Source organism: Amycolatopsis sp. A133, assembly GCF_031082405.1.
Classification (GTDB): domain Bacteria; phylum Actinomycetota; class Actinomycetes; order Mycobacteriales; family Pseudonocardiaceae; genus Amycolatopsis.
The window spans coordinates 1-11,097 of record NZ_JAVHJU010000051.1 but is presented as its reverse complement, the minus strand read 5'-3'; the positions used below and the strand labels follow the sequence as shown (position 1 = coordinate 11,097).

General features: G+C 69.4%; 10 protein-coding genes. 4 read left to right on the top strand and 6 right to left on the bottom strand.

Annotated features, from left to right (window positions below; all coding sequences use genetic code 11):
- The first annotated feature begins 187 nt into the window (after nucleotides 1-187).
- Entirely contained in the window at nucleotides 188-1,171 is a 984-nt protein-coding gene (locus Q5425_RS30150) for a hypothetical protein (protein WP_308675728.1), read from the top strand.
- A 202-nt stretch (nucleotides 1,172-1,373) separates the two neighbouring features.
- Entirely contained in the window at nucleotides 1,374-2,216 is an 843-nt protein-coding gene (locus Q5425_RS30145) for an ion transporter (protein ID WP_308675727.1), read from the top strand.
- Here Q5425_RS30145 and Q5425_RS30140 read toward each other — a convergent pair.
- On the bottom strand, nucleotides 2,205-2,906 hold the full coding sequence (locus Q5425_RS30140; RefSeq protein WP_308675726.1) for a TioE family transcriptional regulator: 702 nt from the start codon (nucleotides 2,904-2,906) through the stop codon (nucleotides 2,205-2,207). The genes Q5425_RS30145 and Q5425_RS30140 overlap by 12 nt on opposite strands.
- A 17-nt stretch (nucleotides 2,907-2,923) precedes the next feature.
- Here Q5425_RS30140 and Q5425_RS30135 point away from each other — a divergent pair, with 17 nt between their 5' ends.
- Nucleotides 2,924-3,919, top strand: a complete 996-nt coding sequence (locus tag Q5425_RS30135) for an erythromycin esterase family protein (protein ID WP_308675725.1) — start codon at nucleotides 2,924-2,926, stop codon at nucleotides 3,917-3,919.
- Between the two features lie 59 nt (nucleotides 3,920-3,978).
- On the opposite strand, the gene Q5425_RS30130 is transcribed toward Q5425_RS30135, so the two are convergent.
- From Q5425_RS30130 to Q5425_RS30110, 5 genes are all read right to left on the bottom strand, one after another.
- On the bottom strand, nucleotides 3,979-5,073 hold the full coding sequence (locus Q5425_RS30130) for a glycoside hydrolase family 88 protein (RefSeq protein ID WP_308675724.1): 1,095 nt from the start codon (nucleotides 5,071-5,073) through the stop codon (nucleotides 3,979-3,981).
- Nucleotides 5,074-5,207: 134 nt separating this feature from the next.
- Complete coding sequence (locus Q5425_RS30125) at nucleotides 5,208-5,864, bottom strand: FCD domain-containing protein (protein ID WP_308675723.1); 657 nt, start codon at nucleotides 5,862-5,864, stop codon at nucleotides 5,208-5,210.
- A 2-nt stretch (nucleotides 5,865-5,866) separates the two neighbouring features.
- Complete coding sequence (locus Q5425_RS30120; protein ID WP_308675722.1) at nucleotides 5,867-6,892, bottom strand: ABC transporter permease; 1,026 nt, start codon at nucleotides 6,890-6,892, stop codon at nucleotides 5,867-5,869.
- Entirely contained in the window at nucleotides 6,889-8,427 is a 1,539-nt protein-coding gene (locus Q5425_RS30115; protein ID WP_308675721.1) for a sugar ABC transporter ATP-binding protein, read from the bottom strand. Before Q5425_RS30115 ends, Q5425_RS30120 begins: the two co-directional genes overlap by 4 nt.
- Nucleotides 8,428-8,518: 91 nt before the next feature.
- Nucleotides 8,519-9,493, bottom strand: coding sequence for a substrate-binding domain-containing protein (locus tag Q5425_RS30110; RefSeq protein WP_308675720.1), 975 nt, complete (start codon nucleotides 9,491-9,493; stop codon nucleotides 8,519-8,521).
- Nucleotides 9,494-9,860: 367 nt separating this feature from the next.
- On the opposite strand from Q5425_RS30110, the gene Q5425_RS30105 reads away from it, so the two are divergent.
- Nucleotides 9,861-10,988, top strand: coding sequence for a CapA family protein (locus Q5425_RS30105; protein WP_308675719.1), 1,128 nt, complete (start codon nucleotides 9,861-9,863; stop codon nucleotides 10,986-10,988).
- Nucleotides 10,989-11,097: the final 109 nt, after the last annotated feature.

Genomic DNA, 11,097 nt, shown 5'->3' with positions numbered 1-11,097 from the left:
TTTCGACGACGTAAGCTTGACCCGGCAATTTTCCCGAAGACAGGTGTTTCCCGTTGCCTCTCACGCGTGAATCGGGGACACCGCTTCGACCTGCGCTGTTTCCTGGATCCGGAAACACCGGGGAAACGGGTGACGGTGTCACGGACCGAGTACACTTCCCGGCAACGACCACGACGGAGGTGGCGGCTTGGCTCAGGAGGCGGCCGAAGCGAAGATCAACGCTCTCTCAGCGGAGCTGAAACTGCTTCGCAAGGGGTTGGGCATCCAAGCGAAGACCCTGCCGGGTGTCGTCGGCGAACACTTGCGCGAAGTGTGCGGTGTCGACGAAGAGGATGCCCCGGGAACGGTTCGCGGCAAGGTCGTCGAAACGCTTCGAAGGCTGATCGAAAAGCTGCCCGAATCGCACCGGGAAACGGCGCGGATCGTCCTGGGTTTCGGCACCGGCGCGAACGAGCGCTACACCCAGCGCCTCGAACTGCTGGGCACGGGCGCCGACCGCAACGTGCGCACGATGCAGCGCCGCGCCGACGACGTCATCTACCTGATCGCCGAGGCCGCGTACGGGGCCCCGTCGCCCTACGGCGGCTCGGTCGTCAGCCAGGACGGTCCCTGGCACACGTCGGCGCTGGCCGTCCGGCTGACCTTGACGGGGGCCGCGGCCGCCGAGGTCTTCGAGACCCGGCGGGTGGTCAGCCACGTCGCCGGGCTCGCCGACGTCGAGCACGCGATCTCCCTCGCCCGGCCCGCCAGCACGGCCGGCCAGCCGGACCTTTCGGGCCTGGGCATCGACGTCGTCGCGGGCGGCGAGGTGCATTCCGTGCGGATGGTCAGCTCCACCCGCGTCGCGTTCAGCCTGCGGCCGCCGCAGCCGCTGGACGCCGGCGACGAGCACGAGTTCTTCTTCCGCATCCGGGTGGACGCGCTGCCGGCGCCCTTCTACTGCTGCACGCCGGAATTCCCGTGCGAGAGCTTCGACCTCAACGTCCGGTTCGACCGCCGGAAGCCGCCGCTGCGCGTGTGGCGCATCGACGGCGAGCTGTCCAAGGATGCCCAGGACCCGCTGCCGGCCCGCAAGCCGCTGTTCCTCGACAACGCGGGCGAGGTGCGCACCGGTTTCCACGACCTGCGGCCCGCGCGGTCCTACGGCGTGGGCTGGCAGCCCGCTTCTTGAGCCACCAGCCACCGCCGTTCCCACGGAAGCCGGAGCGCGCCGGCTGTGCGGTGTCCGCTCCATGCTCCTCCTCGCCGTGACCGCCACCGTCCACGATGCCGTATCGGGACGGGTTTCACCGCGACGAAAAGAGGACAGAAACGCGACACTTGGGCGACCGAGCCGGACCGGCTGAGCTGCGGTGTCCGTGTCATCATCGGGCATGGTCACCAGAGAACCCGAGCTCAACAGCGGGGTGCTGCCCGGGAACGTGCGCGCCGACGACTGGGTCATGCTCATCCTCGCCGCCGGTTCGGTCGGGCTGCTGGGGTTCATGGTGCTCAGCCCGCCCGCCAGAGAAGCCGGGCTGGTGATCTTCTACGTCGACTGCGGGATCTGCGGGATCTTCCTGCTCGAATTCCTCTGGCGGTGGCGGAAACGGCGGTGGGCCAGGAAGTTCCTCGTGCGCAACTGGTACGAGCTGTTCGCCATGATCCCCGTCGCGCACCCGGCCATGGCCGCGCACCGGTTCGTCAGCGTCGTGCTGCTGCTCGTGCGGATCGGGCGGGCCGCGGACCGGGCCGTCGGCGAGCAGTTCACCTACCGGCTCGTCGACAAGCTCTCCGAGCCGATCGTGAAGGCGATCAAGAAACCGGTCACCGTCGCGGTGCTCGACGAGGTCGTCAAGGTGCTGGAAACCGGCAACTACCCGGAAAACCTCGCCAAGTCGCTCGGGGCCCACAAGGACGAGCTGCGCTCGATCATCGCCGAGAAGATCGCCGCGGACCCGCAGCTCGGGAAGCTCAAGCGGCTGCCGTTCCACGACGAGATCGTGCGCGCCTGCGTCGACACGTCCTTCCGCGTGCTGCTCGAAGTCCTCCTCGACCCGCGGATCGACGACTTCTTCTCCGCCGTGGTCCGCGAAAACCGCGAGCAGATCCGGCTGGCCGTGCAGCTCGGACTCAACGAGGTCGACGACGAAGCCGAGGAAAACCTGCTGCGGGTGCGGACCCAGCGCTCGGCCGCGCACGAGTACGACCGGCTGCACCCGCGCTCACGGCCGTGACGCCAGGTACGCGCTGAGCCGCGCGGCCGCGTCGAGCATCGCCAGGCCGCGGGCGGTGAGCCTGCCCTGCCACGTTTCGAGGGCTTGGACCAGCGATTCCGTGCCACCCGCGGTGCGGACCTGGCCGACCACCGTCGCGATGTGGGCCAGCGGGTAGCCGCCGCGGCGGAGCAGGTGGGCCAGCTCGGCGTCGCGGACGTCGGCCGCGCGGAAGACCCGGTAGCCGGTCGCCCGGTTCCGCGAAGGCACCAGGATGCCCGCCCGTTCCCACGCCCGCACGGTCGCCGCGGTGACGCCGAGGCGGTGGGCCAGCTCGCCGATCGACCAGCCGGTCGCGGCCGGTTCGCCGACCGGCCCGGTCGTCAGCGGCCCGATCGCTTTGCGGACCGTGTTGAGGGTTTCGCGGTCCCGGAGCAGCTGCTCGTGGCCGCGGTCGATGAGCGTCAGCGCGCGGGTGAGGTCGTCTTCGTTGACCGCGTGCATGATCCCGCCTGCTGTCGCGTGCCCGTAGGCCGGGACCAGAGCCAGGAACGCCCGGAGGGCTGCGGCGTGCGTTTCCGTGTAAACCCGGTAGCCGCTCGGGGTGCGCGCCGCCGGTGGGAGGAAGCCGTCCTGTTCGTAGTTGCGGACCGCCTGCGTGGAGATGCCGTGCTCGCGGGCGAGGTCAGCAGGTCTCAACCGAGTGTTCAAGGATACGATTCAACCACATGGACCTCACCGACTTCACCGCCGAACTGCTCGGGCTGGGCGAGCCCACCCACTTCGAACCGGCCTGTGCGCGGCTCCGCAACGACCTCTTCGCCCAGCTCGCCGAGCACGGCTTCCGGTCGATCGCGCTGGAGACCGACCGGGTGGCCGCGCTCGACGGCGGCTTCTCGCACAACCTGGGCGAGGTGGACGCCAACCGGCAGCTGCTCGCGTGGCTGCGCGAACACAACGAGCAGGCCGACGAGCCGCTGGCGTTCCACGGCTTCGACGCCCCGACCGAGATGTTCAGCGCGCCCAGCCCGCGCACCTACCTCGAACACGCCCGCGACTACCTCGGCCTCGACGTCGACATCGCGGCCCTGACCGGGGACGACGAGCGGTGGAGCCGTCAAGAGGCGATCCTCGACCCGGCGGCCTCGCCCGGCGCCTCACCCGAGGCCCGCGAGCTGCGCGTCATCGCCGACGAGTTGCTCGTCGCCATCCAGGCTCGCGCGCCGCGGCTGGACGCTGCCTGGGAGCGGGCCAAGGTGCACGCCGTCGCGGGACGCGGCCTGCTGCGCTACCACGCGGCCTCGGCCCAGCCCGGCGACCGGGACACGAGGATCTCGCGCCTCGCGGGCGTGCGGGCGGTGCTCATGGCCGAGAACCTCCTGGACATCCGCGACTTCGAGCGTCCACGCGGCCGGACGCTGGTGTTCGCGCACAACAGCCACCTGCAACGCTCGGGCTCCGGTGCGGGGGCGATCGTCGCGGCCCTGCTCGGCGACCGCTACGCCTTCGTCGCCGGCAGCCTCGGCCACAGCGAAGCCCTCGGCCTCGGTGAACCGGAGCCGGACACCTACGAGGGCTTGCTGCAGCAGGGCACGGAGACCTGGAAACTCACGGCCGACCTCCCGGCCGGCCGCCGGCGCACCGACACCAAACCCGAACGGGGCTACTTCGGGCTCGACCAGGACCTGCTCGACGGCGCCGGCGCGGTCTGGCACATCGCCTGAGTCCCCAGTCTGCCGCGGCCGTCGTGAGTGGTAAGGCGGGTTCTAACCCGCCTTACCACTCACGACCGGTGGGCCTCCGTTGCCGAGCAGCCCTGGAGCTTGGCCACTTCCTGGCCCGCCAGCAGGAACGCGCCCACCCCGTACGCCGCGGTGTCGGTCGCGTGAGCCGTGGCCGGGCGGTCGCCCACCGGCTGGACATACCCCACCAGGCCGCTGGGCTGCAGTGCCTTCGCCGACAGCGCCGTCCACGCCTTGTCGACCACCGGGCGGAAGCGGGCCGCGTCGAGGATGCCCGCGTTGATACCCCAGCCGATGCCGAACGCGAAGAACGCCGTGCCGCTGGACTCCGGGCCGCCGTGGTTCCACGGGTTCAGCAGGTCGGAGTTCCAGAAGCCGTCGCGGCGCTGGACCAGCGCCAGCGTCGAGGCCATCTTCTTGAACACGCGCAGGTACTCCGGCCGCCGCGGGTCGTCGGCGGGCAGCACCTGCAGGACCTTCGTCAGCGCCGCCAGGGCCCAGCCGTTGCCGCGGGACCAGAACACGCCCGAGCCCGTGAACCGCGCGTCTCGGTACCACAAGCCGGTGAACTCGTTGAACAGCTTGCGTTCCGAAGAGCGGAAGAGCTGATCCATCGCGTCCAAATAGGACGGATCATGGTCGATCAGGCTCATCCGCGCGAACGACGGCATCGCCATGTTCAGCGCGTCGACGTAGTTCCAGTAGTCGCGGTGGCCCGCCTGCACCGAAGCCACTTCGGCCTTGATCCGCGTGCGGATCGAGTCGAGCGGGATCTCCGGGTGGAAGTAGGTGTAGAGGTCCAGGTACGCCTCGCCGGCGGCCTGGTTGTCGGGGAAGAACGGCCGCTTCGGGTCGTCCGGGAGCTGGTAGGCGTTGGCCTGCGCCCAGGGGTACGTCTTGTGGTTGGACTGGCCGGTGGTCCGGACCAGCGCGAGGTTGCCGACGTGGAACGTCGCGTTCTGCCAGTCCGGCGCGGCGGGGTTCGTGCCGTTGGCGGCCCAGTAGTTGCCCGCGGCGACCATTTCGTCCGAAACGGCGCAGGAAGCGGCGGAAGCCACCGCCGTCGTCGGCAACAACCCACCGGTCAACGCCACGGCCGCGAGCACGCCGAAACCGCGAATTCCCGGGAAACGCATGAAAGCGTCCTCCTCAATGGTCGGTTGCGGGGGTCCGGGTGGCGGAGCCCCCGGCTTGGGGCGAAGCCCCTGATGCCTCAGCACGTCATGGCGGCGGTCGTCCGCAGCGAGTGAAGCGCTTCCCGGTGGACGTGTCAAGGTGCCGATGAGCGGTACGCCGCAACGGTTTCCAGCAACCGGCGGGACGCGGACTCGGCGCCGTCGGCGTCCTTCGCCAGCACCAGCGTCAGCACCCGGGAATGCGCCACGAGCTCCATCGGCTCGCCGTGCGCCTTCAGGGCGGCGACCACCGGCACCTGCAGCTGCGCGATCAGCGCGTTCCCCGACGCCCGGATCAGCGCCGCGTGGAACCGCGAATCGGCGTCCCGGAAGGCTTCGCCGTCGGCGCGCTCGACCGCGTCGGCCATCTGCGCGTAGGCCGCCGCCATCGCCGAAAGCTCGTCCGGTCGCCGGTGCTGCGCGGCCATCCGCGCCGCCTGCGGTTCGATGGCCAGCCGCAGCTCCCGCAGCTCGCGCAGGTGCTCGCGGCCGTCGGGACCCCCGACGCGCCAGGCGATGATGTCCGGGTCGATCGCGTCCCACGCCTCGGGCGGCAGCGTCCAGGTCCCGACCCGCGGCCGGGCGGTGACCATGCCCTTGGACTCCAGCACGCGCAACGCTTCGCGCACCACCGTCCGCGACGCGGAGAACCGGCGGCCGAGCTCCTCGGGGACGAGCGGCTGCCCGTCCCCGAGGACGCCTTCGACGATGAGCCTGCCCAGTTCGTCGACGATCCGAGCGTGGAGGCTCACCGCTACTCGGGCAGGCCGACGCGCCGCTCCCCGCTGCGCAGCTGCTGCAGCACGACCGCGATCACGAGCAGGGCGCCGTGGGCCACGTTCTGCCAGAACGGGTTGATGCCCAGCCCGGACATGCCGTTGTCGAGCACGCCCAGGATGACCACCGCGAGCACGGTCGAAATGATCGACCCGCGGCCACCCTTGAGCATCGTGCCGCCGAGCGCGGCGCCGGTGACGGCCTGCAGCTCCAGGCCCTCGGACCCGGACGTCGGCTGGCCGGAGCCGGTGCGCGCGGTGATCAGCACGCCCGCGATCGCCGCGACCACGCCGACCAGGGCGTAGACGCCGATGATGTACCGGTTGATGTTGATGCCGGCCAGCCGCGCGGCGGTGTCGTTGCCGCCGATGGCGTAGACGTTGCGGCCGATGTCGGTGTACTTGAGCAGGAAGTGCAGCAGCGCCGCGACGATCAGGAACACCCACACCAGCGACGGCAGCCCGAGCACGGACCCCTTGGCCAGGAAGATGAACAGGTCGTCGCCGCCGGTGTAGCCCTGCGCCTTGCCGTCGGAGATGACCTGCGCGATGCCCTTGTAGGTGGCGAGCATCGCCAGCGTCGCGACCACCGGGTTGACCCGGCCGAAGATGATGATCATGCCGTTGACCAGGCCGCAGAGGATGCCGACGCCGACCGCGGCGAGGATGCCGACCTCGGCGTTGCCGGTCGAGGTGAACACCATCGCCGAGATGACCGAGGCCAGCCCGGCCATCGAGCCGACCGAGATGTCCAGCGCGCCCAGGATGATGACCAAGGTCTGTACCAGGGCCAGCAGCCCCATGATGGTGATCGCGCTGCCGATCAGCAGCAGGTTGTTGGTGCGGAAGAAGTTCTCGTTCAGCACGCTCAGCAGGATCACCAGCGCGATCAGCGTGATGATCAGGCTCGAGTTCTGCACGCCGATGCCGGTCAGCACCCGGCGCGCGGCCGACGGCTGGGGTGGCGCGGCGGGGGCCGACGTTTCCTTCGTGGGGGTGCTCATGCGCCGACCTCCTGGGCTTCGTCCACGGCTGGTTCGGTTTCGGGGATGGCGAGGGTCAGCACGGCTTCCTCGGTCGCTTCCTCGCGGCCGAGCTCACCGGCCAGGCGCCCGGCGCGCATGACGAGGATGCGGTCGGCCAGCGTCAGCACTTCGGGCAGGTCCGAGGAGATGACCAGCAGCGCGATGCCTTCGGCGGCGAGGCCGTCGATGATCCGGTAGATCTCGGCCTTCGCGCCGACGTCGACCCCGCGGGTCGGCTCGTCGAGGATCAGCAGCTTCGGCCTCCGCGCGAGCCAGCGCGCGAGGACGGCCTTCTGCTGGTTGCCGCCGGACAGCTTGCGGACTTCCTGCTCCATCGACGGCGTCCGCACGCGAAGCTCGCGTACGTACTCCTCGACGAGGGCGCGCTCCTTTGCCCGCTTCACGACGCGGAAGCGGCGAAGGCGGTCGAGCACCGAGATCGAGATGTTGTCGCGTACGGACCGCTGCATGAGCAACGCGTCCGTCTTGCGCTCCTCGGGCGCGAAGCCGATACCCGCTTTGACCGCGTCACCCGGGTTGTGCGCGCGCAGCCGCTTCCCGGCGAGTTCCACGGTCCCGGACCGGATCGGCAGGTCACCGACGATCGCGCGGGCCAGCTCGGACCGTCCGGCACCGACCAGCCCGGCCAGGCAGACGACCTCACCCGCGCGGACCTGCAGGGAGATGCCGGTGACGTCGTCGGTCGTGATGTCGGTCAGCTGCAGGACGACCTCGCCGGCCTCCTGCGTGCTCCGGCGTTCCAGGGCGGAGAGGTCGCGGCCGATCATCATCCGCACCAGGCTGGGTTCGTCGGTCTCCGCGGCCTGCTGGACGCCGACGAGCTTCCCGTCCCGCAGCACGGCGACGCGGTCGGCGAGCTGGAAGATCTCCTTCATCCGGTGCGAGACGTAGACGACCGCGACCCCGCTGTCGCGCAGCCGGCCGATGAGCCGGAACAGCGCCTCCACCTCGTGTTCCGACAGGGAAGACGTCGGTTCGTCGAACGCGATCACCTTCGGCGGGGTGGCCGCGGTGAGCACGCGCAGGATCTCGACGATCTGGCGCTGCGCGGCGGACAGGGCGACGCCGAGCGTGGCCGGGTTGAGGACGCCTTCGAAGCCGTACTCGACGAGCGCGTCGTGCGTGGCCTTCATGAGTGTGCGGCGGTTGAACACCCGCGCCTTCGCGGGGAGCTCGCCGACGAAGACGTTCTCCGCCACCGAAACGTGCGGGATGATTTCGGGTTCCTGGTAGATCACGCGCACCCCGGCGGCCATCGCCGCGCGCGGGGTGTCGAAGGCGACCTCGGTGCCGTCCAGGAGCAGCCGGCCCTCGTCCGGGCCCTGGTCGCCGGATAGCACACGCAGCAGCGTCGACTTGCCGGCGCCGTTCTCGCCCATCAGGGCCAGTACTTCGCCGGAGCGGAACTCCAGCGAGACGTCGTCGAGGGCGGTGACACCGGAGAAGCGCTTGCCGATGCCCTCGACGGCGAGCGCGGGAGGAGAGCCGGACATGTGTCCCTTTCTACGGCGGAACCCGGGAGCGGAGCTTTCACGTGAAAGCTCCGCTTTGCGGGACAAAGCGCAGCTTTCACGTGAAAGCTGGTCAGGTGCAGTTGACGCCGGCCTGCTTGTAGTTGTCCTTGTTGACGATCGTGGTCTTGGCGATCGTCTCGGCGGGCAGCTCCTTGCCGTTCTTCACCTTGTCGACCAGCACCTGGATCGCCGAACGACCGACCTCGGCGCCGGAGATGTACAGCGCGGCCTTGTTGCCGGTGTCCTTGCCTGCGGCCCAGTCCTTGCAGGTGAGGTAGGCGCCGAGCCCGACGCCGATGATGTTGTTCGCGGCGACGCCGGAGTTGGCCAGCGCGGTCACGACACCGGTCTCGTTCTCGTCGTTGCAGCCCCAGACCACCCAGTGCTTGACGCCCGGGTTGGAGCCGATCACCGCGCCGGAACGGTTCTGCGCGTCGACGGGGGAGTTGTCGGTGCCGACGTTGATCACCGGGACGTCCGCGCCGGCGGACTTGGCGAACGCGGCTTTCGAGGCGTTGACGCGGTCGGTGCAGACGGTCAGGTCCTGCTTGAAGGCGCTGATGATCTTCGTGTCGGCGGCGGTCCAGCCCGCGGCCTTGAACAGCTTGCCGGCCTCGGTGCCGACCGAGTCGCCCATCTGGCTGCCGTTGAAGCCGACGAACGGGGCCTTCGCGCCCGAGCCGTCCTTGATGACGTCGTCGGAGGCGATCAGCGGGATGCCCGCGCTCTTGGCCTTGTCGATCACCTGCGGGCCGATGGCCTGGTCCGGGACGACGATGGCGACCCCGTTGGCGCCTTGGGCGACCGCGGCGTCCAGTTCGGTGATCGCCTTGTTGGCGTCTTGGCCGAGGTTGACCACCTTGAGCTCGACACCGAGCTCCTTCGCCTTCTCCTGCGCACCCTGCGCCTGCTCGACGAAGTACTGCTGGTCGCCCTGTTTCTGCAGGTAGTAGAGGGTGATCTTGCCGTTCGACGGCGCCTGCTGCTGGGGCGCCGCGGTGTCTTTGCCGGAGGAGCAGGAGGCCAGCAGGGCTCCGGAAATCAAACAACAACCAACAACGCTCCAGGTCCGGAACCTGTGCGGGTATGTGGACATCGAGTGCTCCCATGGGGGCCGAGGTCGAGTGGGGCTGTCGGGTACCGCGAAGTGACTCGTATTACAAAACACCCGTTCGGGGAGCGTCAAGGCGCAGTTAGCGGAGTGAGACCTACTCTCTGTAGTTCTGTGGTGGCGCATGTGGGGGTCATTTATCGTATTTTTTCGGCTCTGCGCTGCGCGTTGTCCGGTTTTGTCTCGTGCCGATGTTCTGATCGGTGTTGTCGACTGTGGTGGAAGTTTCACGGCGACCGGGATGCCGTCTCTGCCGGGTTCGCCCGGCTGGCAGGATGGCCGGACCACGTTAGGGGGACCGATGACGAAGCACCGCGTCGCCGCGCTCGCCGGGTTCGCCGTCCTGGCGGCCGCCTGCAGCAGCCCGGCGCAGTCCGGGCCGGCCCCGACACCGTTCCCGGAGGCGACGGCGTCGTCGTCGGCTGCCGCGCCCGACGGGTCGTTCAGCGTCGTCGCCACCGGCGACGTCCTGATCCACCCGGCGCTGACCGAGCAGGCCGAGGCGGACGGCGGCGGGAAGATCGACTACCGGCCGCTGCTGGCCGGGATCAGGCCGCTGATCTCCGGCGCCGACCTGGGGATCTGCCACCTCGAGACGCCGCTGGCGAAGGAGGGCGGCCCGTACAGCGGCTACCCGTCGTTCAGTGCGCCGCCCGAGATCGCCGACGCGATCAAGGACACCGGGTACGACACCTGCTCGACGTCGTCCAACCACACGATCGACCAGGGCGCCGAGGGCGTCACCCGCACCCTGGACAAGCTCGACGAAATCGGCGTCAAACACACCGGCTCGGCCCGGTCGGCCGCCGAAGCCGCAAAACCGCTGGTCCTCGACGTCAACGGCGTCAAGGTCGCCCAGGTGTCCTACAGCTTCGGCTTCAACGGCATCAAGGTGCCGGCCGGCAAACCGTGGCTGGCCAACCAGATCGACGTCGACGACGTTCTCGCCGCGGCTCGCAAGGCCCGCGAAGCCGGCGCGCAGGTCGTGATCGCGAGCCTGCACTGGGGCGTCGAGTACCAGCACGACCCGACGGCCGAGCAGCGGTCGCAAGCCAAGAAGATCCTGGCGTCGGACGACGTCGACCTGATCGTCGGCCACCACGCCCACGTGGTCCAGCCGTTCGAGAAGATCGGGGACAAGTGGGTGGCCTACGGGCTCGGCAACAGCATCGCCCGCCACTCCGAACCCAAGGGCGACACGGAAGAGGGCGCGGCGGCCCGCTTCCGCTTCGTCCGCGATGGCGACCGCTGGAAGGTCGACAAGGCCGAGTACATCCCGACCCTGATCAAGCTGGACACCCCGATCCGCCTGATCGACTTGTCGACATCCCCACCGTCCGCCCAGGTCACGAAGGCCCTCCAGGACACGGACAAGAACATCCTGAGCCTGAAGGCCGGCAAATCCGGCCTAACCCGCCCCGGCAAGTAACGGGCATCAAGCGTGATCAGAGGGGCATCACGTGGAGTTGCCCCGTGGGGCCGGACACCTTGATTCCAGACGGTGGTCTGGAGGGAGGATGTCCTGGTGTCTCGCAGGT